The following is a 23,127-nucleotide window of genomic DNA, read 5'->3' as shown; positions in this document are numbered from 1 at the left end:
TGGCCGTGCCCGGGGACCAGAGCGCGCCGGAGCCGCAGGGGGCTCCGGCGGAGGACGGCATCAGGGACCTGCTGAGGGGGCTCCCGGTGTTCGCGGGCCCGCTGCCGGGGTTCGACCCCGCCGCGGCGCCCGACGACCCGGCGGAGCTGTTCCTGGAGTGGTTCACCGCGGCGCTGCGGGACGGGGTGCCCGAACCGCACGCGATGACGGTGGCCACCGCGGACCAGGCGGGCGCCCCGTCGGCGCGGGTGGTGATCATGAAGGACTTCACGCAGCGGGGATGGTGGTTCGCCACCACGACCACCTCACGCAAGGGGCGGGAGCTGGCCGCGAACCCCGCCGCGGCGCTGCTCTTCCACTGGGGGCAGCAGGGGCGCCAGGTGCGGGTGCGGGGCTCCGTGGAGCTCGCCTCCCCGGAGCAGTGCGCGGCCGACTTCCTCGCACGTCCCCTGGAGTCGCGGGTGGCCGGTCTGCACGGCAGGCAGAGCCGGCCCCTGGCCGATCCCGCCGAGGTGGACAGGGCCGCGGACCGGGGTCGGGAGCTCCTGGAGCGCGAGCCGGGGCTGGCCCCCGCGGACTGGGGCCTGTACGTGGTCTCCCCCGCCGAGGTCGAGTTCTGGCAGGCCGACCCGGACCGGCGCCACACGCGCCTGCACTACTCCCGTACGGGGCCGGACGGGTCCTGGGAACGCGGTCTGCTCTGGCCCTGACGCATGGGAGGGCTCCCACGCCCCGCGGCCCGCCGCGCCCGGTCTGATCAGGCAGGGGACGGGGGAAACGTGTGTCCACAGCGTTACCGAATCCTGTTCCGTTCGGCGTCCCGGACACGGGTAGGATTCCGGAACCCTCCGAACACCGAGCCAGAAGGACGGTAGGTCGATGCCCCCGACACACGAGGTGTTCAACCAGGCCGCACCGCTCGGCGACTACAGCGCCGGGGAGGACCCCGCCCTCCTCGAAGGCCTGCGGCGCGAGGGCGCCGAGTGGGCCGAGGCCGACGTGCGCGCGGTCGGCGACGCCGCCGGGTCGGAGCGGGTGCGCGCCTGGGGCGAGTCCGCCAACTCCTATCCCCCGGTGCTGCGCACGCACGACCGCTACGGCCACCGCGTGGACGAGGTCGACTACCAGCCCGCCTACCACGTGCTGATGGACCAGGCGGTCGAGCACGGCATGCACGCCGCCCCGTGGGCGGAGGACCGGGCGGGCGCGCACGTGGCCCGCGCGGCCAAGTTCTTCCTGTGGTCCCAGGCGGAGAGCGGTCACGGCTGCCCCGTCTCGATGACCTACGCGGCGGTGCCGGCGCTGCGCCACGCCCCGGAGCTGGCGCGGCGGTACGAGCCGCTGCTCACGGCCCGTACGTACGACTTCGGGCTGCGGGCCCCGCACACCAAGCACGGGCTGCTCGCGGGCATGTCCATGACGGAGAAGCAGGGCGGCTCGGACGTGCGCGCCAACACCACGCGCGCGGTGCCCTCCTCCGGGGGGCACTACCTGCTCACCGGGCACAAGTGGTTCACGTCGGCGCCGATGAGCGACTTCTTCCTCACCCTCGCGCAGGCCCCGGAGGGGCTCACCTGCTTCCTCGTGCCCCGGGTGCTGGAGGACGGCAGCCGCAACGGGCTGTCCGTCCAGCGGCTCAAGGACAAGCTGGGCAACAGGTCCAACGCCTCGGCCGAGCTGGAGTACGACGGGGCCGTCGCCCACCTGGTCGGCGAACCCGGCCGGGGCGTGCCCACCATCATCGAGATGGTCAACAGCACGCGGCTGGACTGCGTGATCGGCTCGGCCTCGGGCATGCGCGCCGCGGTCGTGCAGGCGCTGCACCACGCCGAGCACCGCCGGGCGTTCGGCGCGGCGCTGGTCGACCAGCCCCTGATGCGCAACGTGCTCGCCGACCTGGCGCTGGAGTCCGAGGCGGCGACGGCCCTCATGACGCGCCTGGCCGGGGCGGTGGACCGCTCGGTGCGCGGCGACGGATCGGAGTCGGCGTTCCGGCGCCTGGGGGTGGCGGTGGGCAAGTTCTGGGTGACCAAGCGCCAGCCCGCCCATGCCGCGGAGGCCCTGGAGTGCCTGGGCGGCAACGGGTACGTGGAGGAGTCGGGGATGCCCCGCCTGTTCCGCGACTCGCCGCTCAACTCGATCTGGGAGGGTTCGGGCAACGTGGCGGCGCTGGACGTACTGCGCGCGATGGGCCGCAGCCCGGAGTCGGTGGAGGCGTTCTTCGCGGAGCTGGGCACCGCCGCCGGTGTGGACGACCACTACGACGCGGCCGTCAAGCGCCTGGAGCAGTCCCTGGGCGACCAGGAGGAGGTCCAGTACCGTGCCCGGTCCGTGGTGGAGCTGATGGCCCTGACCCTCCAGGCGTCGCTGCTGCTGCGGTACGCGCCGACCCCGGTCGCGGAGGCGTTCACCGCGTCGCGTCTGGGCGGCGAGTGGGGGCACGTGTTCGGCACCCTGCCCCGGGGGACGGACACCGAGCTGATCCTGGACCGGGCCCGGCCGCGCAGCTGAACCGCGTCCGGCCCGCAGCCGTGCGGGCCGGACGCGCACGCCGGGCCGGCCGGTCCCGCCGCCCCTCTCCGTGCGGCGGCCGCAGCACGGGGAATTCCGGGGCAGCCCGCCGAGCCGGTGATGACAATTCCCGCAAAGGACACGAAGAGGGACACCCTCTCGACGATCATCGCCCGGGGTCGGCATACTTCGCCCGTCGCGACGGAAGGAAGAAGTCGTCACGAAACACGTCCGCCCGCTTTCGGGCAGGGGCGCGACGGACGACCACCCTTCCGAACGGAACGGATTCGCGCCGTCCCGTCCGGCCCCGAAGGCCCTGACACCAAGAGACCGACAGATCCTATGGTGGAAGTCTGGCCAGGTAGTTCCTATCCGCTCGGTGCGACCTACGACGGGTCCGGCACCAATTTCTCCCTGTTCTCCGAAGCCGCCGAACGGGTGGACCTGTGTCTGTTCGACGACGACGGCGAGGAGACGCGCGTACCGCTGACCGAATACGACGGATTCGTCTGGCACGGGTACCTGCCCGGAATCGGACCGGGACAACAGTACGGGTACCGGGTGCACGGACCCTACGCCCCGGAACACGGTTTGCGGTGCAATCCTGACAAACTGCTCACCGATCCCTATGCGAAAGCCCTGAACGGCGATCTCACCTGGCACGAGTCGCTGTTCAGCTACCGCTTCGCCGACCCCGACCGCAAGAACACCGACGACAGCGCCCCCTACGTGCCCAAGTGCGTGGTGGTGAGCCCGTTCTTCGACTGGGGCAACGAGTCCCGCCCGCGTACCCCGTACCACCGGACGGTGATCTACGAGGCGCACGTGCGCGGCCTGACGATGCGCCACCCGGGCATCCCCGAGCACCAGAGGGGCACCTACTCGGGACTGGCGCACCCGGTGGTGATCGACTACCTCACCTCGCTGGGGGTGACGGCGGTCGAACTCATGCCCGTCCACCACTTCGTGCCCGAGCACGCCATGGTGGCGCGCGGGCTGACCAACTACTGGGGGTACAACACCCTCTCCTTCCTGGCCCCGCACAGCGGGTACGCCGCCCGCGGCTCACGCGGCCAGCAGGTCCAGGAGTTCAAGGCGATGGTGAAGTCCCTGCACGAGGCGGGCATCGAGGTCCTGCTCGACGTGGTGTACAACCACACCGCCGAGGGCGACCACATGGGCCCCACGCTGTCCCTGCGCGGCATCGACAACCTCAGCTACTACCGGGTGAGCGACGAGGACCAGCGCTACTACCTCGACTACACCGGGTGCGGCAACAGCCTGAACGTCCGCCACCCGCACTCGCTGCAGCTCATCATGGACTCGCTGCGCTACTGGGTCCTGGAGATGCACGTGGACGGGTTCCGGTTCGACCTCGCCTCGGCCCTGGCCCGGGAGTTCCACGACGTCGACCGGCTGAGCACGTTCTTCGACATCGTCCAGCAGGACCCGGTGATCTCGCAGGTCAAACTGATCGCCGAACCCTGGGACGTGGGCCCGGGCGGATACCAGGTCGGCAACTTCCCGCCGCTGTGGACCGAGTGGAACGGCAAGTACCGCGACACCGTCCGCGACTACTGGAGGGGCGAGCCCGTGATGGGCGAGCTCGCCTCGCGCCTGGCCGGGTCGAGCGACCTCTACCAGGACGACGGCCGCCGCCCGGTGGCCTCGATCAACTTCATCACCTGCCACGACGGCTTCACGCTCGCCGACCTGGTCTCGTACGACCACAAGCACAACGAGGCCAACGGCGAGGGCAACCGCGACGGCACCGACGACAACCGCTCCTGGAACCACGGGGTGGAGGGGGAGACCGGGGACCCGGCGATCATCACGCTGCGCCGCCGCCAGGTGCGCAACTTCCTCACCACCCTGTACATGTCGCAGGGGGTGGTGATGCTCTCCCACGGTGACGAGGTGGGCCGCACCCAGGGCGGCAACAACAACGCCTACTGCCAGGACAACGAGATCGCCTGGATCGACTGGAAGGGCGCCGGGCTGGGGGAGGACGAGGAGCCCGACAACGACCTGCTGGACTACGTGCGCGGGCTGGCGCGCCTGCGGCGCGACCACCCGGTCTTCCGGCGGCGCCGCTTCTTCCGCGGCGGCCCGGTGGAGGAGGCCGCTGCCGGGGAGGGCGGCCTGACCGACATCGCGTGGCTGCGGCCGGACGGCAGGCCGATGTCCGGTGACGACTGGGACTCGGCCGGCCAGGCGCTGGGGGTGTTCCTCAACGGGGACGCCATCACCGAGCCCGATCCGCGCGGGCGGCGCATCCGGGACAGCTCCTTCCTGCTCCTGCTCAACAGCGGCGCGGACGCGGTGGACTTCACCGTCCCGGGGACCGAGTACGGGACGGCGTGGGAGACCGTCCTGGACACGGCCGAGCCGGATGTGTCCGGGAGGCCGTTCGTGGCCGCCTCCGGGCCGGTCCGGGTGATCGACCGGGCACTGCTCCTGCTGCGCCGCGTGTCGCACAGGAACTCCTGACCCGGGGCCCGGGGAGGGCCGGGGCCGGGTTCGGCCCCGGCCCTCCCCGGGCGGCCCGTCCCCGCACCCCCTACGCTGAGTGACCATGTCGACCGAACACGCCGGAGGCGTCGGCGCCTCCGCTCCCGTCACGTTCCGCGAACTGCTGCCCTCACCGGGCGCCGCGGACGTCGACCCGGCCCTCGCGTACGCCTATCCGTCCGACCTGGACCGCCCCTGGGTTCGCGCCAACATGGTGGCGAGCGCGGACGGCGGCGCGGTGGGGCCCTCGGGCCGCAGCCGCGACCTGTCCTCCGCCCCCGACCGCAGGCTGATGGGGGTGCTGCGCGGCCTGTGCGACGTGGTGCTGGTCGGAGCGGGCACGGCGCGCACGGAGGGGTACGGCCCGGTCCGGGCCAGGAAGGCGTGGGAGGGGCTGCGCGCCGGACGCGCCCGGACCCCCGCCGTGGCGGTCGTCTCCCGCTCGCTCGACCTCCCGGAGGAGCTGCTGACGGAGGCCCCCGAGGACGCCCGCACGCTGGTCCTCACGACCCGGGGGGCACCGGAGGAGCGGCGGCGGCGGGTGGCCCGGTACGCCGACGTCGTGGTGGTGGACGGGGCGTCGGTGACGCCGGCGCACGTGGTCGGGGAGCTGGCCGCGCGCGGGATGCGCCGGATCCTGACGGAGGGGGGACCGCACCTGCTGGGCGAGTTCGTGGCCGCCGGGCTCCTGGACGAGCTCTGCCTGACCCTGAGCCCGCACCTGCTGGGGTCGGGGCCGCCCCGCATCGTGGCGGGAGGCCCCGGAGCCCCCGGAGCGCCGGAGGCGTGGTCGCGGCAGAGCACACCCGTGCGCATCGCGCACCTGCTGGAGGCGGAGGGGAACCTGTTCGCGCGTTACGTCAGGGGCTAGGGCGTCTCGCGGGGACGCGGCTGTAACCGCTCGGTTTCGGCCGCCCCACAACGACGCATGAACCATCCCGCAATCGGACATACCCGATGTGTGCCCTCCACTGGAATCACCGCCACGGGACACACCGCATTGACGGGGCTTACCGGCTTGGCCCCCGGCCGAGAGGATGAACGTAGTGCCGACGTCCGAAAACGGGTCCCCTCCGGTCTACCGGGAGATAGCCGAGGAACTACGCGGACAGATCCGCTCCGGGCGGTACGCCGACGGCGACCGCCTTCCCGGGGAGAACACCCTCATGGAGCGTCACGGAGTCGCCCGGGCGACGGCCCGGCAGGCGCTCTCCGTGCTGATCAACGAGGGCCTGGCCGTGGCCGTACGCGGCTCGGGCATCTACGTCCGCCTGTTCCGGCCGGTGCGAAGACACGGCGCGCGCCGCCTGTCCAAGGAGCTGTGGGGCCAGGGCCGGGCGATCTGGCAGACCGACGGCGAGGAACGGGGCTACGAGGTCGACGGGCTGTGCGTGGACGAGACCGTCGCGGACGGGCACGTGGCCCGCGCCCTGGGGCTGACCGAGGGGGGCGGGGTGCTCCGGCGATCGCGCCGCTACCTCGTGGAGGGGAGGCCGGTCCAGCGCGCGGTCTCGTACCTGCCCCTGACGGTCCTGGTGGACTCCGCCGCGGCCAGGCGCGTCCGTGAGCACGACAGCGGCCCCGGGGGGATCTACGCGCGGCTGGCCGAGCTCGGGCAGGCGCCGGCCCACTTCACCGAGGAGATCCGGGTGCGCATGCCCACCCCGGAGGAGAGCCAGGAGCTGAGGCTGGCGCCCGGGACACCGGTGCTGGAGGTGGCGCGCACCGCGCTCACCTCCGAGCACCGCCCCGTGGAGTTCAACGAGATCACGATGGACGGCTCGGCGTACGTGCTCCAGTACGACTTCGACGCCTGACCGCCGCCCCGCCCGCGCACCGGCCCGGACACGGCGGGAGGGGCGCCGTTCCCGGCGCCCCTCCCCCGAGCCCGGCTCAGCGACAGCCCCTCTTGGAGGCGAACACCAGGTACGCCAGCGACAGGAACACGAGTCCCACCGCAGGCGCCCCGGCGGCTGCGAAGAGCAGGGCGTTCGACTCGGTCATCACCCACCGGGCCATGCCGGCCCCCAGGACGGTCGCCACGGCGAGCGCGCACACCGCGAGCACCGTGGCGGAGACCAGGAGCTTGCGGTCGCTCCAGGGCTCGGGCCTGGCCAGTTCGGCCCGCCTGGTCGTGGCGCGGAGGCTCAGCTCCGCGGCCCACGCCAGCTCGCGGCCCGCGGCGGCCGCGCCCCCGGCGAGCACCCGGGCCCGCCCCCGTGCCCCCGAGGTGGTCCGGTCCAGCCACCACAGCCCGTATCGAATCCTGCCCACACGCAGCGGCCGTCTGCTCACTCCGAGTGCCTGTCGCGTCGCAACCGCCATGTCACCCGCCTCACACGCACCGTACGACCACCGACCTCGTCGGTTGCCGTACCCGTCGCCCGGTCCACTGAACGTCGCCAGAGGTGAAGTTAGGCGGATATAGCCATGAAGGATGATTTACCGGCACCAAAGGCTCTATGTACCGGTCCGTCCGACAGGGGGCGCCGTGGCAGCATCAGGACACGATTCGGGGTAGCGTCGTCACATGGCTGACTCATCGGACCAGGCCCCGCACACCGGCGACGGGACCGAACGTCTTCCCCAGAGCGACCAGGAATGGCGCGACCGGCTCAACGCCCAGGAGTACGCCGTCCTCCGGCAGGCCGCCACCGAGCGCCCCTGGAGCGGCGCCTACGTCGACACGAGGACCAGCGGCGTCTACCGCTGCCGTGGCTGCGGGGCGGAGCTCTTCCGCTCCGACGAGAAGTTCGACTCCCACTGCGGCTGGCCCAGCTTCTTCGACCCGGCCGACTCCGACGCCGTCACCCTGCACGAGGACCGGTCCCTGGGCGCGGTGCGGACCGAGGTGCGGTGCGCCACCTGTGACTCCCACCTCGGCCACGTCTTCCACGGCGAGGGCTACGCCACCCCGACCGACGCCCGGTACTGCATCAACTCCGTCGCGCTCACCCTCGAACCGGCCGACTAGACCTCCCCGGTCCCGCCCCGGACGCGTGGTCCGGGGCGGTCGGCGCGCGTATCACCGTGCGCCCGCGACCCGCCCGCGACGGGATCGGGGATAATCGCATCCAGCGCGTCAACGGTCGGCCCCCTCGGCTGCCCGCCAGGCGCGGCGCGAAGGCCCGGACCACGCCGGGTCCTCCGCGCACCAGCCGGCCCTCAGCCACCGGGCCGACCCCTCACAGCGGCAACCGATGTGCGGGCGACCCGACCGACCCGCGACGAAAGCGCTCGATGACCGACGACTCACCTTCCTCATCAGTCACCCACCGCCCCCCGGCACGCCCCCGGTTCGGCATGGCCCAGGGGTCGGGCCCCTGGCTGCTCCCCGCTCTCGGAGCCGCCGGGGCCGCCGTGCTGGCGGCACGGGGCTCCCGGGCCCGCACCGCGCTCGCCGTCCCGGTGGTCGCCCTCGCGGCTGGGATGACCTGGTTCTTCCGCGACCCCGAACGGGGGCCCGCGACCGGGCGGGTGCTGTCCGCGGCCGACGGCGTCGTACAGAGCCTCGACCTCCAGCCCGACGGGCGGATCCGGGTCGCGGTGTTCATGAACCCCCTCAACGTGCACGTCAACCGTGCACCCCTCGCCGGTGTGGTGACCGGTGTCGAGCACCGCCCCGGGGGTTTCCGCCCCGCATTCGACAAGGACAGCGAGCGTAATGAGCGCGTCATCTGGACCCTTGAAACCGAGATCGGTGAGATCACGGTCGTTCAAATCGCCGGCGCGATGGTCAGGCGTATCGTCCCGTATCTCGCTGCGGGGCAGAAGGTCGAACAAGGCGAGAGGATCGGTCTCATCCGGTTCGGGTCCCGGGTCGACGTCTACCTTCCGGCCGGGGTCGCCCCGGCGGTGGAGATCGGCCAGAAGGTCCGCTCCGGAGAAACCCGTCTTGACGCCGACTGAGAGCGCGGAGGGCGTGGCCGCGGCCGAACGGCCCGCGGGCGCCGTCGAGGCGGCCCCCCTGCTGCGTCTCGGCGTGGCCGACTACCTGACCCTGGGCAACGCCCTGTGCGGCTTCCTCGCCGTGTGGGCGCTGGTCGTGGCGCAGACCGCCCACGCCGCCGCCGGGGCGGTCGGCCCGCTGCCGCGCACCGCGATGGCCACGGTCGTGGGCCTGATGATGGTCGCGGCCGCCCTTGACGTGCTCGACGGCCGGGTCGCCCGCAAGCTGGGCGGCAGCGGCATGGGCGCCGAGCTGGACAACCTCGCCGACGTGATCAGCTTCGGGTTCGCCCCGGCGTTCTTCTTCGTCGTGTGGGCCATGCAGGCCGGGGACGCCGGCCTGCTGCCGGTGGCCGCGGGCGGCGCGGTGCTGCTCGCGGTGATCGTGCGGCTGGCCCGGTTCTCCTGCCAGGCCCCGGGCGCGGACTACTTCACCGGGCTGCCCTGCCCGTTCGGCGCGATGGCGGTCGTGACGGTGGTGCTGCTCGACCCGCCCCTGCTCGCGGGGGTCGCGGCGGTGCTGCTCATCTCCTGGCTGATGGTGAGCCGCATGGAGTACCCCAAGCCCCGCGGCCGCAAGGCCTACGCGGTCCTGGGCGTGCTCGGCTTCGGCGTGGCCCTCATGGCCGCCTGGGGCATGGGGCTCCCCGCCGGGCAGTCGCTCATCTACCTGATGAGCGCGCTCGTGCTGGGCTTCATCGTGACGATCCCCTTCTACGTGCTGGCCACGCGGAGGTCCGCCTCCGCCCGGGGCTGAGGCGGGGACGCACGGGGAGCGCCCCGGGCGGAGGCGAGGACCTCCGCCCGGGGCGCTCCGCGTTCCCGGGCCGCCCCGGCTCCCCGGCCGTCTCCGACGCCCCCGCGGGGAGCGGGGACGCGCGGGCGGTGGAGCGGCGGGGCCTGCGGGGCGCCGCAGCGGCCATCGCCCCTCGACCGCGCGTCGGACCGGTGCCAGGCGTCCGGCGGGTGCGGGAGGGGCGTCGGCGTGGGCGGTGCGGGGCGTCGAGGGCCTTCCGGCCCGGTGGTGGAGGTCGCCGCCCCCACCGGCGCCGGAGGCCCTCCTCGCCTGTGTCGGCCGGGGGTGGTCGTCACCGACGTCCGCGGCCGACACACCTAGGGCAGGGCGTCGACCAGTTCCGCGACGCCCTTGCGGCGGCCGGTGTAGAACGGCAGCTCCTCGCGGGTGTGCAGGCGCGCCTTGGCGCCGCGCAGGTGGCGCATCAGGTCCACGATGCGGTACAGCTCGTCGGCCTCGAAGGCGAGCAGCCACTCGTAGTCGTTGAGGCCGAACGAGGACACCGTGTTGGCGCGCACGTCCGGGTAGGGGGCGGCCATGCGACCGTGCTCGGCGAGCATCGCGCGGCGCTCGTCGTCCGGCAGCAGGTACCACTCGTAGGAGCGCACGAACGGGTAGACGCAGATGTTGTCGCGCGGCTCCTCCCCCGCGAGGAAGGCCGGGACGTGGCCCCGGTTGAACTCGGCCGGGCGGTGGAGGCCCATGACCGACCACACCGGGCTCGCGGCGCGGCCGACCTCCGTGCGGCGGAACGCCGTGTAGACCTCCTGGAGCTGCTCGGGGGTGTCCGCCACCCACCAGAACATGATGTCGGCGTCGGCCCGGAAGCCCTGCACGTCGTAGGCGCCCCGGGTGGTCACGCCGCTCTCGGCCGCCTTGTCCAGGAGCGTGCTCAGCTCGTCGGCGGCCGCGCCCCGGTCGACGCCGTCGAGGCGGTCGACCTTGAAGACCGACCACATGGTGTAGCGGATGAGCTTGTTGAGGTCGGCGCCGTCCTGGCCGACGGCTTCGTTCTGATGGCCCGTCACGGGTTGACTCCTTGCTGGTTCGTTCCGGCGGCGTCTCCGCCGCCGCTGCGGCCGTGGGTCGAGAGTGCGCCGACCAGGCGTTCGGCCTGCTGGTCGGCGTCGGCGATGCAGGCGGGGATGCCGACGCCTCCGTAGACCGCGCCGCACACCCCCAGCCCCGGGATGCGGTGCACGTCGGCGCGGAGGCGCTCGACGAGGTCGGCGTGGCCGACGGAGTACTGGGGCAGCCCGTCGTTCCACCGGGTGACCCGGCTGTCCACCGGGCGGCCGGCCATGCCGGTGACCCGTGCGAGGTCCGCGCGCGCCGCCGCCTCCAGTTCCTCGTCGGAGCGCTCCAGCACGGCGTCGTCGCCGAACCGGCCGATCGAGCAGCGCACCGCCACCAGGTCCTCGCCGGGGTTGGCCTCGGCCAGCGCCTCGGCGAGCCAGGGCCACTTGTTGCTGGAGAACGTGGCGGCCTTGACGGTGAGCCCCTCCCCCGCCGGGACCAGGAAGCCGGTCCCGGTCAGGGGCCGCGGGAAGGCGGCGGCGGGCAGGACGAGCGTCACGAGCGCCATGCTGGCGTACCGCACCCCGCCCAGGTCGCGCGCGGCCCCGGGCGCGTGCCCGGTGAGCAGTCGGGAGGCCTCCGGGGCGGGGCACGCCAGGAGGACGGCGTCGCAGGCGACCGGCTCGCCGCCGTCCAGGTGCACCCTCCAGCCCTCGGGGAGGCGTTCGAGGGAGGCGGCACGGGTCCCGGTCCTCAGGTCCGCGGCGTGGCGCTCGGCGAGCGCGGAGACGAGCTCCGCGACCCCCCCGCGCAGGGAGGCGAACACCGGCCCCGGCCTGGTGGGCGCGGCGCCCCGGCCCCGGAGGCTGGTGTGCACCGCCCTCATCAGGGAGCGGTCGCCGCGCGCCATCGGCGCGATCTGGGGCAGGGTCGAGTCCAGGGAGAGGAGGTCGGCGCGGCCCGCGTACACACCGCCCAGGAGGGGTTCGACGAGGCGGTCGACGACCTCGGGGCCCATACGGGCGCCGACGTAGGCGGCGACGGACACGTCGCCGCGGACGGGCGTGCGCGGCCTGACCAGGTCGAGTCCGGCACGCACGGTGCCCGGCCACGACAGCACCCCGCTGCGGGCGAGGGCGCGCAGGTCCCCCGGCACCCCCATGAGCTGGCCCCGTGGCAGGGGGCGCACGCGGCCCCGGCTGTAGACGGCGGCGGCGCCCGGCCCGGGGTGCACCACCCGGTCCTCCAGCCCGAGCTCCGAGAACAGGTCGACGGCCTCGGGGCGGCGGGCGAGGACCGCCTCGGCGCCCGCGTCCATGGGCACCCCCGCCACCGGGGACGCGCGCAGCTTCCCCCCGGGGCGGTCGGCGGACTCGACCACCGTGACGGTGGCGCCGAGACCACGGAGGCGGTGCGCGGCGGTGAGTCCGGAGACCCCTCCCCCGACCACGACGACGTGCGGTGCTTCAGGCATGTCTCCAGCTTCCCAGATGTCGCGGGTCACAGTGATCCGCCATACCTCCCGACACCGGGTGACCCCGGTCCCCCTCCGGAGGCGGGGAGCGGGTGGGCCGTGCCCTGCGGACAGCTCACCGTGTGGCGGTCCCCCTCCGGCGCCGGGGCCGCCCCGGAGTCCGGGGCGGCCCCGGCCGGGGGCTCCCCTTCGGGCGGCAGGGAGCGGAGCACTCCGGCGCCCCTCCCCCACGGGTTCCGGCCGGGGCCCGCCGGGCCTCCCCCGGTCCCGCCCGTCCCCGCGGCCCCGGCCGGGAGCGCCCCGGCGGCCCTGTTGCGGGGTCGTTACCGAAGGCCCGCAACCGGGCGCGGAGCCGGGCGCGTCGAACGTTCATGGCTACTTCAGCGGTCCCCCCGGCGCGGCGTGTCGCCGGGGCAGCGTTCTCCGTGGGCCTCGCGGCCCTGCTCCTCACGGCCTGCGGGGCCAGTGGGCTCACCGGCTCCGGCAGCCCCGACAGCTTCGCCGGCGGGGGCTCCGGGGAGGGTCCCGCCGCGGCCGGGGAGCGCGCCGTGGGCGCCGACGACGGGGGCGGGGGCGTCGAACAGGAGGACGCCCCCTCCTCCTCGGTCGGAGCCGACGTCGAGGTCGGCGAGCGCGACCTCGTCCACACCGCGGACCTGACCGTCCGGGTGGACGACGTGTCGGAGGCCTCCGAGCTCGCCAAGGAGCTCACGATCGGGGCGGGCGGCTACATCGCCTCGGAGAGCCTCTCCACTCCCGCCGGCGGCACCCCCGAGGGCAACCTCACCCTGCGCGTGCCCAACGACGGCTACGAGGGGGCCCTGGAGGCCCTGGGCGAGCTGGGCGACCGCTCCAACCTGGAGCGGTCCGTGGAGGACGTCACCGAGGAGGTGGCGGACGTCGAGAGCCGCATCGCGTCCTCCGAGGCCTCGCTGGAGACGCTGCGCGGCTACCTGGAGGAGGCCCGTGACGTCGACGACCTGCTGCGGGTGGAGAGCGAGATCCAGACGCGGCAGTCGGAGCTGGAGGCCTTCCAGGCGCGCCTGGAGACACTGACGAACCAGACCGCGTACTCGACGGTGCACCTGCGGCTGACCCCGCCGGAGACCTACCTGGAGGAGCCGTCGGAGGAGGGCATCGGCTTCCTCGGCGGCCTGGAGCGCGGTTGGCGCGCGCTGGTGGCCCTCGGAGGGGGCGTCGCCGTGGTCGCGGGCTGGCTGCTGCCGTTCCTGGTCGCGGCCGCGGTGCTCGGCGCCGGCCCGCTGTGGTGGTACCGCTCGCGCCGGCGCGGCGCGGGCCCCGGGCGCAAGGCCCCGGGCGGGCCCCGCGGGACCAGGGCCGCGCGGAGCGGCGGCACCGCACCGCGCAAGCCCGGCGGCGGTGCGCCGGAGCGGGCGGCCGGCGGTGGGAGCGCCGCGGCGGCCGCGTCCCCCGCGCCGTCCGGGACCGCCGACGGTGCGGACCCCGGGGAGGGGACCGGCGCGAAGGACGGCAGCGGCGGCTGACCGCGCGCGGCGGTGCCCGGCCCCGAGGGGCGGGCGCCGCCGATGTGCGCCGCGGTCCCCGGCTGCCGGGGGCTCCCGCCGTGTCCGGCCCGGGAGCGCACGCGTCGTCTAGCCGGCGGTCTCCTCGTGCACGAACGCCGTGAGGCGCTGGAGCACGTCCGGGTCGGTGCTCGGCAGCACCCCGTGGCCCAGGTTGAAGATGTGCCCGTCCGCGGCGCGGCCGCGGGAGAGGATGTCGCGGGTCCGCTCGGCGACGACCTCCCAGGGCGCGAACAGCGTCGCGGGGTCCAGGTTGCCCTGGAGCGCGGTGCCCGGCTGGACGCGCTGGGCGGCCTTGTCCAGGGGGACCCGCCAGTCCACGCCCACGACGTCGGCCCCCGCCTCGCTGAGCAGGCCGAGGAGCTCGCCGGTGCCCACGCCGAAGTGGATGCGCGGCACCTCGTACTCGCTGAGCTGGCCGAAGATCCACGACGTGTACGGGAGCACGGAGGCGCGGTAGTCCTCGGCGCTGAGCGCCCCGACCCAGGAGTCGAAGAGCTGGACCGCGCTGGCCCCCGCCTCGATCTGGGTGCGCAGGAAGCCCAGCGTGATGGTGGCCAGGCGGCGCATCAGCTCGTCCCACAGCTCGGGCTCGCCGTACATGAGCGCCTTGGTGTGCTCGTGGTTCTTGGACGGGCCGCCCTCGATGAGGTACGAGGCCAGGGTGAACGGGGCGCCCGCGAATCCGATGAGCGGCTTGTCGCCCAGCTCGTCGACCAGCAGGCCGACCGCCTCGGTCACGTAGGTCAGGTCGTCGGGCTCGATCTCGCGGAGCCGCTTGACCCCGGACGCCTCCCGGATCGGGTCGGCGACCACGGGGCCGACCCCGGGCTTGATGTCGAGGTCGATGCCGATGGCCTTGAGCGGCACGACGATGTCGCTGAAGAAGATCGCGGCGTCGACGTCGTACCGGCGCACCGGTTGCATCGTGATCTCGGTGATCATGTCGGGGCGCGCGCACGCCTCAAGCATCGGGACGTCGGCGCGCACCCGTCGGTACTCGGGCAGGGAGCGCCCGGCCTGGCGCATGAACCACACCGGCGTGTGGGTCACGGGAAGGCGCCGGCAGGCGCGGAGGAAAGGAGATTCTTGCAGGGTCACCCCTCGATCGTGCCATGCCCTCCCCGGTACTCCCACTCGGATCGCCCGAGCGGGGTGGCGGCGGCGGGGCCCCGGGACGGCCGAAGGTCCCGAACCGGCGCGGTAGAAGGCGACCCGGTCCCAAGATCATCACAAAACACCGACACGCCGCTCCAACTCCGACCCGCGACCGGTGACTCGTGCCACGGTCGGGTGCGTGCCCCTCCCCCCGCCCCCCGGCGGGACGGCGGAGCACGTTCAGACGACACCCGCCGGTGCGTGATCACCAGAGAACGAAGGCTGACGTTTCCACCATGCCCGATGTCGGTAGCGCCGAGGACGCGCATGAGACGTTCCGGCGAGCGGTCGAGGCCCTGCACTCACCCCTCCACCGCCCCGAGATCACCGTCCGGGAGATACCCGCCCCCCAGCGGTTGGCCCCCCACTCCGCCGCAGTGTCCGCCGAGGTGACGGTGGACGGCGAGGAGGTCGCCTGGGGCCGTCTCATCGTGCTGTACGACCCCGAGAACACCCGCGACTGGCCCGGCCCCTTCCGAGTGGTCTGCCAGGTCAACTCCGAACTGGAGTCGGACATCGCGACCGATCCGCTGCTCGGACCGGTCGCGTGGAGCTGGCTCACCGACGCCCTGGAGGCGAGTGCGGCCACGCACCACACCCTGAGCGGCACCGTCACCCGCGCGACCACCGAGGGTTTCGGCACGAAGTCGGACCAGGGCTCCACCACCGAGGTCGAGATGCGCGCCTCGTGGACCCCGGAGTCCGACGACCTGTCCGTGCACGCCGACGCGTGGGCGGCGCTGCTCGCCTCCGCGGCGGGGCTGCCCCCGCTGGACGTCGCCGACATACGCCGCCAGCGTCCACGGCCCTGACCCGGGGCGGTCGGGCCGCCGGGGCGGCGGTGCGCGCCCGGCGGCCCGTTCCCGTGCCCGCTGGGCCCCGGCTCCCGGGTCGCGGGACCGGGCGCGCGGAGGGGCGCGCGGAGGGGCGCGCGGCTGCGCGGAATCCACCCGATTTCCACGTCCGGTGGCGACAGCGCATACCGTAGTGGTGTGGCGAACGCGTTGAACTCCAAGACAGACCCCCGCGAACCAGGCGACGACGACGCTGAGAGGGCGCCCCTGCTGCGGGAACCCCGTGAGGGCCTGCCCGAGGTCACCGCCGACGCCGAGACCCTGGCCGGTGTCATCGCGGCGCTCTCCGCCGGCACGGGACCCGTGGCGGTGGACGCCGAGCGCGCCTCCGGCTACCGGTACGGACAGCGGGCCTACCTCGTCCAGTTGCGCCGCAACGGCGCGGGGTCGGCGCTGATCGACCCCATCGCGTGCCCGGACCTGAGCGGGCTCGACGCGGCGGTGGGCGAGGCCGAGGTGGTGCTGCACGCCGCCCACCAGGACCTGCCGTGCCTGTCCGAGGTCAACCTGCGCCCGAAGCGGCTGTTCGACACCGAGCTGGCCGGGCGGCTCCTGGGCCACCCCAGGGTGGGCCTGGGCTTCATGGTGGAGCGGATGCTCGACATCCGGCTCGCCAAGGAGCACTCCGCGGTGGACTGGTCGCAGCGCCCCCTCCCCGAGGACTGGCTGCGGTACGCGGCCCTGGACGTGGAGATCCTCATCGAGCTCCGCGACTCCCTGGAGGCCGAGCTGGAGGAGACCGGCAAGATCGGCTGGGCCCGCGAGGAGTTCGCCGCGGTCCTGGCGGCTCCGCCCAAGGAGCCGCGGACCGACCCCTGGCGCCGCACCTCGGGCATCCACCGGGTGCGCAACCAGCGCGCCCTGGCCGCCGTGCGCGAGCTCTGGTACGAACGCGACCGCATCGCCCAGGAGCGGGACATCTCGCCCGGGCGGGTGCTCCCGGACGCGGCGATCGTGGAGGCGGCGACGACGATGCCCCGCTCCACGACCGACCTGGCCAAGATCCGGCAGTTCGGGATCAAGCTCGCCCGCCGCTACCTGACGACGTGGATCAAGGCGGTCAACCGCGCGCGCGACATGGCGCAGGCCGACCTCCCCCGGCCCAACGCGCCGGGCGACGGCCCGCCGCCGGTGAACCGCTGGGCGGACCGGGCCCCCGAGGCCGCGCGGAGGCTGGAGGCCGCGCGGACCACGGTCACGGGCATCGCCGAGGAGATCGTGATGCCGACGGAGAACCTCCTGCTGCCGGACACGGTCCGCCGGCTCGCCTGGGCGCCGCCGGAGACCGTGGACCCCGACGCCGTGGGGGCTTTCCTGCGCGAGCGCGGGGCACGCGAGTGGCAGGTGGGCCTGACCGCGGAACCCCTGGCCACGGCCTTGCGGGAGGCGGAGAAAAGCTAGCGTTTACCCGGTTCTCACCCAATCAATCCAAACGTGATGGAAGTCACCGACCCATAAGGGTGTTTGACGCCTGTTCCGTAGCCCCGTGTCCGATTAAGTTATAGAAACGTGCCTTGGAATATCAGGGCTTCTTGACCTCTTACGGGTGTGACGGCCGTCGGCTGCGAGGCCGCGGTTGCGCGATCAGGGAAATGTGGTGAGTCTGCTGTCGTTCTGGCGTGCGTTGCTGCGCGAGACCGGGTTGACGGGTGCGACCAGGACACGGTCCGCCGATTCCGCCAGCGCCGTACCCGCTCGCGAGGAACAGTCCGTGACCCGTCCGGCCGAGGCCCCTGTGCCGAGTCCGGCCCCCGTCGGCGGCGGGGGGGTCGAGACGCTCTCCCTGGCCGAGGAGCGCTCCGAGACCGCCCCGGACGGCGCCCCCGCGCCCACGTCGGGCATGCGGGCCGCCTCCCTGGAGCGCGCCCTGCGCTCCCTCGTGGAGCGGCTGGGCACCGAGCACCCCGACACCATCACCGCCCGCAACAACCTGGCGACCAAGTACGCACAGATGGGGCGCCGCCAGGCGGCGGTGCAGCAGTTCGAGCTGGCGCTGTCCGAGGCGGTCGCGGTCTTCGGCGACGAGCACCCGCGCACCGAGATCATCCGGGAGAACCTGGCCTGGGCCTACGAGGACGCCGGGCGCCCGGCGGACGCCTCCGGGCAGTGGGAGCTGCTGCTGCGCGAGCGCGAGCGCCAGTTCGGCGCCTCCGACGAGGACACCGTGGAGGCGCGCATGCGCCTGGCCGTCTGCTACCGGCGCAGCGGCCGCCTGGACGCGGCGGTCGCGCACTACCAGCGGGCGATCGAGGACGTGGCCTCGACGGAGCGGCGCGAGGAGCTGCGCCTGGGGCTGAGCGCGGCGCACAACATGTCCGGGCGCTACGACGAGGCGATCAACCAGCTCCGCATGGTCCTGGCCGCGCGGCGCCGCCGCCTGGGCAAGGGCCACCTGGACACCCTGGCGGTGCACCACCGGCTGGGCCGCGCCTACACGCAGGCGGGCCGCACCGACGAGGCGGTGGAGAGCCTGCGCGAGGCCTACCGGGTGGCGCTGAACTCCTCCGGCGACCCGGAGGTGCGGCGCCTGACCCTGCGGCTGCGCCGCGACCTGGCCGGCGCCTACAACGCGGCCGGGCGCCACCGCGAGGCCAACGCGCTGCTCTGACGGCGCAGGCGGGGCGCAACGCGAAGAGGTCCGATCGGGGCCGGGGTGGACCACCCCGGCCCCGACGCGTGTCCGCGCCGGGTTCCGGCCGCGGTCCGCGAAAGGCCTCGGAGCGGCACGGGGCGCCGGCGCGCGCCCGCGGCCCCTCTGCCCGAACCCGCGGCGGTCCGCCCGGGGCGCCGACACGCACCGGGGCCGTACCGCGCCGGGCCGGCGGCCACCGCCGGCGGCCATGGGCCGGACCCGTTCCCAGGATGTCGCGAAGACGTCGGCCCCGCCGCTCGCACAATTTGTTACTGACGAGTAGCATGGGCGCGACAAGTCCACTCACCCTTGGAGAAGGAGGGCCCATCGTGCCGCGAACTGCCCGCGATGTCGTGTTTGTCGACGGGGTGCGCACCCCGTTCGGCAAGTCAGGCAAGGGCCTCTACGCCGAGACGCGCGCCGACGACATGGTCGTCCGCGTCATCCGCGAACTGATGCGCCGCAACCCCGGCCTGCCGCCGGAGCGCGTCGACGAGGTCGCCATCGCCGCCACCACCCAGATCGGCGACCAGGGCCTCACGATCGGGCGCACCGCCGCGATCCTCGCCGGGCTGCCGCGCAGCGTCCCCGGCTACTCCGTCGACCGCATGTGCGCGGGAGCGCTCACCGCCGTCACCACCTCGGGCGCGGGCATCGCCTTCGGCGCCTACGACGTGGTGATCGCGGGCGGTGTGGAGCACATGGGCCGCCACCCCATGGGTGAGGGGGTCGACCCCAACCCGCGGATCGTCTCCGAGAAGCTGGTCGACCCGTCCGCGCTGGTCATGGGCAACACCGCCGAGAACCTGCACGACCGGTTCCCGGGCATCACCAAGGAGCGCGCCGACGCCTACGCGGTGCGCAGCCAGGAGAAGGTCGCCAAGGCCTACGCCGACGGCAAGATCCAGCCCGACCTGGTCGAGATGCTGGTCCGCTCCCTGGAGAAGGGCTACGGCCTGGCCACCCGTGACGAGCCCCCGCGCCCCGGCACGACCATGGAGTCGCTCGCCGGCCTCAAGACCCCGTTCCGCTCGCACGGCAACGTGACCCCCGGCAACGCCGCGGGCCTCAACGACGGCGCCACCGGCGCCCTGCTGGCCGCGGAGGACGTCGCCGAGGAGCTCGGCCTCGACTCCCGCATGCGCCTGGTCGACTTCTCCTTCGCCGGTGTCGAGCCCGAGGTCATGGGCGTGGGCCCCGTCCCCGCGACCGAGAAGCTGTTCGCCCGCCAGGGCATCTCGATCGACGACGTCGGCCTCATCGAGATCAACGAGGCCTTCGCCGTCCAGGTGCTCGCCTTCCTGGAGCACTTCGGCCTCGCCGACGACGACGCCCGCGTCAACCCGTGGGGCGGCGCCATCGCCATCGGACACCCGCTCGCCTCGTCCGGCGTGCGCCTGATGATGCAGCTCGCGCGCCAGTTCGCCGAGCGCCCCGACGTCCGGTACGGCCTCACCACCATGTGCGTCGGCCTCGGCATGGGCGGGACCGTCCTGTGGGAGAACACCAACTACGAGGGGGGCAAGTGAGCAACGCGATCGAGCAGGCGCGGGAGCTGTTCAAGGACGAGGTCGTCACCAACGCGATCTCCCGCGACGTCGAGCTCCCCCACGGCGCGGGCACGGCGGTCCTGATCACCCTGGACAACGGGCACGACCACACCAAGCCCAACACCTTCGGCCCCGGCGGGCTCCTCAGCCTGGACGCCGCGATCGAGGCCGCCCGTGCGCGCACCGACATCGCGGCCGTGGCCGTCACGGGCAAGCCGTTCATCTTCGCCGTCGGCGCGGACCTGACCGGCGTCCCGGCGATCCGGACCCGCGAGCAGGCCCTGGCCATCGGCAAGCTGGGGCACGACGTGTTCCGCAAGCTCGGCGAGCTGGACGTGCCCACCTTCGCCCTGGTCAACGGCGCGGCCATGGGCGGCGGCGTCGAGGTGGCGCTGCACTGCACCTACCGCACCATCTCCTCGGGCGTGCCGGCGCTCTCGCTGCCCGAGGCCTTCCTCGGCCTGGTGCCCGGCTGGGGCGGCACGTACCTGCTGCCCCGCCTGATCGGCGCCGAGAAGGCCCTCAAGGTCATCATCGACAACCCGCTGGCCCAGAACAAGATGCTCAAGGGCCCGCAGGCCTTCGAGATGGGCATCGCCGACGCGATGTTCGACCCCGCCGACTTCGTCGAGGAGTCCCTGCGCTGGGCCGCGAAGGTCCTCAAGGGCGACGTCGTCGTCGAGCGCCCCGAGGTCGACGAGGGCGAGGCCTGGGACAACGCGGTCAACATGTCCCGCTTCACCGTCGAGGGCAAGCTGCACGGCGCCGCCCCGGCCCCGGCCCGCGCCGTCGAGCTCGTCGCCGAGGCCAGGAACCGCACGCGCGACGAGGGCTTCGCCGCCGAGGACGAGGCGCTCGCCGACCTCATCATGAGCGACGAGCTCAAGGCCGGCCTGTACGCGTTCGACCTGGTGCAGAAGCGGGCCAAGCGCCCCGCCGGAGCCCCGGACAAGTCGCTCGCCCGCAAGGTCACCAAGGTCGGCGTCGTCGGCGCCGGGCTGATGGCCGGACAGCTGGCGCTGCTGTTCGCCCGCCGCCTCGACGTCCCCGTCGTCATGACCGACCTGGACCAGGCGCGCCTGGACAAGGGCGTCGCCTACGTCCACGGCGAGATCGACAAGCTCCTGAAGAAGGGCCGGATCGGCAACGACAAGGCCAACCACCTCAAGGCCCTGGTCAGCGGCTCGCTGACCAAGGACGCGTTCGCGGACGCCGACTTCGTCATCGAGGCCGTGTTCGAGAACATGGAGGTCAAGCAGCAGGTGTTCGCCGAGGTGGAGGCGGTGGTCTCCCCCGAGGCGATCCTCGCGACCAACACCTCCTCGCTGTCGATCACCGAGATGGCCTCCGGGCTGAGCCACCCCGAGCGGGTCGTGGGCTTCCACTTCTTCAACCCGGTCGCCGTCCTGCCGCTGCTGGAGATCGTCCGCGGCGAGAAGACCGACGACGCCTCCCTGGCCACGGCGTTCGCCACGGCCCGGAAGCTGAAGAAGACCGCCGTCCTGTGCAAGGACGCCCCGGCGTTCGTGGTCAACCGCCTGCTCACCCTGTTCATGGGCGAGGTCCTGGGCGCCGTGGGCGAGGGCACCGAGCCCGAGGTCGCCGACCGCGCGGTCGCGCCCCTGGGCCTGCCGATGTCGCCGCTCCTGCTGCTCCAGCTGGTCGGCCCCGCGGTCGCCCTGCACGTGTCCGAGACCCTGCACGAGGCGTTCCCCGAGCGCTTCGCGGTCTCCGCCGAACTGGCCGAGATCGTCAAGGCGGGCAAGACGGCGATCTTCGCACCGGACTTCACCATCGACCCCGAGGTGAGGGAGCTGTTCACCGGCGGCGACAAGCCGTCCGAGGAGAGCGAGATCCTGGACCGGGCGCTGCGCGCGATGGCCCGGGAGGTCCGGCTGATGCTGGACGAGGGTGTCGTGGCCGAGGCCGCCGACATCGACCTGTGCCTGATCACCGGCGCGGGCTGGCCGTTCCACACCGGCGGCATCACGCCGTACCTGGACAAGGTCGGCGTGTCCGAGGCCGTGAACGGCAAGCGGTTCCACGAGGGCGCCCCGAAGGCGTTCTGACCGAGGAGCGCCGCCGGACGCGGTCGGGCCCGGCCACCCCTGCAGGAACAGCGGGGGCGGCCGGGCCCGTTCGCGCTCCCCGAGACCGCGAAATCGCACTTCACAGACATTTCGACTACTCGAACATACTGACTGGTAACCCTGTGTAATGTCTGCCTCGTGGCAATCTCCCCTGAGCACCAGATATACGCCGAGTTGTTCGCCGACGCGCCGGACATGGCCGTCGGCTTCCTGCGCGACCTCGGCGTGAACGTTCCCGACTACGAACGGAGCGAGGTCACCTCGTGCGACCTCGGCCACGTCGATCCCGTGGAGCGCCGTTCCGACGTCGCGATCATGCTGCGCGGCCCCGGCCCGGACGACCCCCACGACCACCTGATGGGCATCGTCGTGGAGGTCCAGCGCGACCAGAAGGAGCGCAAACGCTTCACCTGGCCCGAATACGTGGCCGGCTTGCGGTCCAGGCACGAGTGCCCGGTCATGCTCCTGGTGGTCTGTCCCCGGCAGTCCGTGGCCGACTGGTACGCCGAACCGATCCACCTGGGCCATCCCGGCTTCGCCCTCCACCCCCTCGTGGTGGGTCCGGACGACATCCCCGTCGTCACCGACCCCGGGACGGTCGCCGTCTCACCGACCCTGGGAGTGCTGTCGGCGGCGGCTCACGGGCATCTCAAGAAAGACGTCCTGGACGCGCTGCACACCGGTCTGGAATCGATCGACCAGGACAGGGCCGCGAAGTACATTGGATTCGCGCTGCACCTGCTCACCGACACTGATGGACAGAGGACTCTGGAGTCGCTCATGATGGCGGACACCTTCGAATACACCAGCGCCTGGACCGAGAGCCTCAGGGCCGAGGGCGAGGCCAGGGGGGAGGCCAAGGCCATCCTCCGCTTCCTGGGCACGCGCGGGATCGAGGTTCCGGAGTCGGCGCGCGAACGCATCAGCGCCTGCCGCGACCACGAGGAACTCGGCACCTGGCTCGACCGGGCCGCCGCCATCACCCACATCGACGAGCTGTTCGACGAGTGACCTGAGCCCGGGGCGCGGGTCCGGGCGCCTC

19 protein-coding genes are annotated in these 23,127 nt (G+C 73.3%); 15 read left to right on the top strand and 4 right to left on the bottom strand.

What is annotated here, in order from left to right; genetic code table 11:
* Positions 1-5: 5 nt before the first annotated feature.
* The 5 genes from ACQPYD_RS10085 to ACQPYD_RS10065 all read left to right on the top strand — a co-directional run bounded on the left by ACQPYD_RS10085 (position 6) and on the right by ACQPYD_RS10065 (position 6,839).
* Positions 6-710 carry a pyridoxine/pyridoxamine 5'-phosphate oxidase gene (locus ACQPYD_RS10085; protein WP_433700724.1) on the top strand — a complete coding sequence of 235 codons (705 nt, stop codon included), beginning with the start codon at positions 6-8 and terminating at the stop codon, positions 708-710.
* 169 nt (positions 711-879) lie between these two features.
* Complete coding sequence (locus ACQPYD_RS10080) at positions 880-2,511, top strand: acyl-CoA dehydrogenase family protein (protein WP_433700723.1); 1,632 nt, start codon at positions 880-882, stop codon at positions 2,509-2,511.
* Positions 2,512-2,853: 342 nt separating this feature from the next.
* Positions 2,854-5,001, top strand: a complete 2,148-nt coding sequence (gene glgX, locus ACQPYD_RS10075; RefSeq protein ID WP_433700722.1) for a glycogen debranching protein GlgX — start codon at positions 2,854-2,856, stop codon at positions 4,999-5,001.
* 85 nt (positions 5,002-5,086) lie between these two features.
* Positions 5,087-5,893, top strand: a complete 807-nt coding sequence (locus ACQPYD_RS10070; RefSeq protein WP_433700721.1) for a pyrimidine reductase family protein — start codon at positions 5,087-5,089, stop codon at positions 5,891-5,893.
* A gap of 166 nt (positions 5,894-6,059) precedes the next feature.
* Positions 6,060-6,839 carry a GntR family transcriptional regulator gene (locus ACQPYD_RS10065; protein WP_267949190.1) on the top strand — a complete coding sequence of 260 codons (780 nt, stop codon included), beginning with the start codon at positions 6,060-6,062 and terminating at the stop codon, positions 6,837-6,839.
* 76 nt (positions 6,840-6,915) lie between these two features.
* Here ACQPYD_RS10065 and ACQPYD_RS10060 read toward each other — a convergent pair whose 3' ends face one another.
* Entirely contained in the window at positions 6,916-7,296 is a 381-nt protein-coding gene (locus tag ACQPYD_RS10060; protein WP_433702014.1) for a hypothetical protein, read from the bottom strand.
* A gap of 256 nt (positions 7,297-7,552) precedes the next feature.
* On the opposite strand from ACQPYD_RS10060, the gene msrB reads away from it, so the two are divergent.
* The 3 genes from msrB (at position 7,553) to ACQPYD_RS10045 (ending at position 9,727) form a co-directional block, all read left to right on the top strand.
* Positions 7,553-7,996 (top strand): peptide-methionine (R)-S-oxide reductase MsrB, encoded by a 444-nt coding sequence (gene msrB / locus ACQPYD_RS10055; RefSeq protein WP_344181691.1) that lies wholly within the window; start codon positions 7,553-7,555, stop codon positions 7,994-7,996.
* Positions 7,997-8,262: 266 nt separating this feature from the next.
* Entirely contained in the window at positions 8,263-8,931 is a 669-nt protein-coding gene (locus tag ACQPYD_RS10050; protein WP_267949187.1) for a phosphatidylserine decarboxylase, read from the top strand.
* The gene (locus ACQPYD_RS10045; RefSeq protein WP_344181693.1) at positions 8,918-9,727 is read left to right on the top strand and encodes a CDP-alcohol phosphatidyltransferase family protein; all 810 of its coding nucleotides are present in this window, start codon (positions 8,918-8,920) and stop codon (positions 9,725-9,727) included. Before ACQPYD_RS10050 ends, ACQPYD_RS10045 begins: the two co-directional genes overlap by 14 nt.
* Positions 9,728-10,083: 356 nt before the next feature.
* Here ACQPYD_RS10045 and hemQ read toward each other — a convergent pair whose 3' ends face one another.
* Entirely contained in the window at positions 10,084-10,794 is a 711-nt protein-coding gene (gene hemQ, locus ACQPYD_RS10040; protein WP_433700720.1) for a hydrogen peroxide-dependent heme synthase, read from the bottom strand.
* On the bottom strand, positions 10,791-12,257 hold the full coding sequence (gene hemG / locus ACQPYD_RS10035; protein ID WP_433700719.1) for a protoporphyrinogen oxidase: 1,467 nt from the start codon (positions 12,255-12,257) through the stop codon (positions 10,791-10,793). Before hemG ends, hemQ begins: the two co-directional genes overlap by 4 nt.
* A 371-nt stretch (positions 12,258-12,628) precedes the next feature.
* On the opposite strand from hemG, the gene ACQPYD_RS10030 reads away from it, so the two are divergent.
* Entirely contained in the window at positions 12,629-13,762 is a 1,134-nt protein-coding gene (locus tag ACQPYD_RS10030) for a DUF4349 domain-containing protein (protein WP_433700718.1), read from the top strand.
* A gap of 108 nt (positions 13,763-13,870) precedes the next feature.
* On the opposite strand, the gene hemE is transcribed toward ACQPYD_RS10030, so the two are convergent.
* Entirely contained in the window at positions 13,871-14,896 is a 1,026-nt protein-coding gene (hemE, locus tag ACQPYD_RS10025; protein ID WP_433702013.1) for a uroporphyrinogen decarboxylase, read from the bottom strand.
* 299 nt (positions 14,897-15,195) lie between these two features.
* Between hemE and ACQPYD_RS10020 the strand changes: the two genes are divergently transcribed.
* From ACQPYD_RS10020 to ACQPYD_RS09995, 6 genes are all read left to right on the top strand, one after another.
* Positions 15,196-15,771, top strand: a complete 576-nt coding sequence (locus ACQPYD_RS10020; protein WP_433700717.1) for a DUF3000 domain-containing protein — start codon at positions 15,196-15,198, stop codon at positions 15,769-15,771.
* Between the two features lie 192 nt (positions 15,772-15,963).
* On the top strand, positions 15,964-17,214 hold the full coding sequence (locus tag ACQPYD_RS10015; RefSeq protein ID WP_433702012.1) for an HRDC domain-containing protein: 1,251 nt from the start codon (positions 15,964-15,966) through the stop codon (positions 17,212-17,214).
* 202 nt (positions 17,215-17,416) lie between these two features.
* A complete protein-coding gene (locus tag ACQPYD_RS10010; protein WP_433702011.1) occupies positions 17,417-18,421 on the top strand; it encodes a tetratricopeptide repeat protein in 1,005 nt (334 codons plus the stop codon).
* Between the two features lie 353 nt (positions 18,422-18,774).
* Positions 18,775-19,974, top strand: coding sequence for a thiolase family protein (locus tag ACQPYD_RS10005; protein WP_433700716.1), 1,200 nt, complete (start codon positions 18,775-18,777; stop codon positions 19,972-19,974).
* Positions 19,971-22,064: a 3-hydroxyacyl-CoA dehydrogenase NAD-binding domain-containing protein gene (locus ACQPYD_RS10000; protein ID WP_433700715.1), complete on the top strand. Its 2,094-nt coding sequence runs from the start codon at positions 19,971-19,973 to the stop codon at positions 22,062-22,064. The genes ACQPYD_RS10005 and ACQPYD_RS10000 overlap by 4 nt, the downstream gene beginning before the upstream one ends.
* A 159-nt stretch (positions 22,065-22,223) precedes the next feature.
* Positions 22,224-23,096, top strand: a complete 873-nt coding sequence (locus ACQPYD_RS09995) for a hypothetical protein (protein WP_433700714.1) — start codon at positions 22,224-22,226, stop codon at positions 23,094-23,096.
* Positions 23,097-23,127 lie beyond the last annotated feature (31 nt).

It is taken from the genome of Nocardiopsis sp. CA-288880, assembly GCF_050955985.1.
GTDB lineage: Bacteria > Actinomycetota > Actinomycetes > Streptosporangiales > Streptosporangiaceae > Nocardiopsis > Nocardiopsis tropica.
This window is presented reverse-complemented; position numbering and strand designations above follow the sequence as displayed.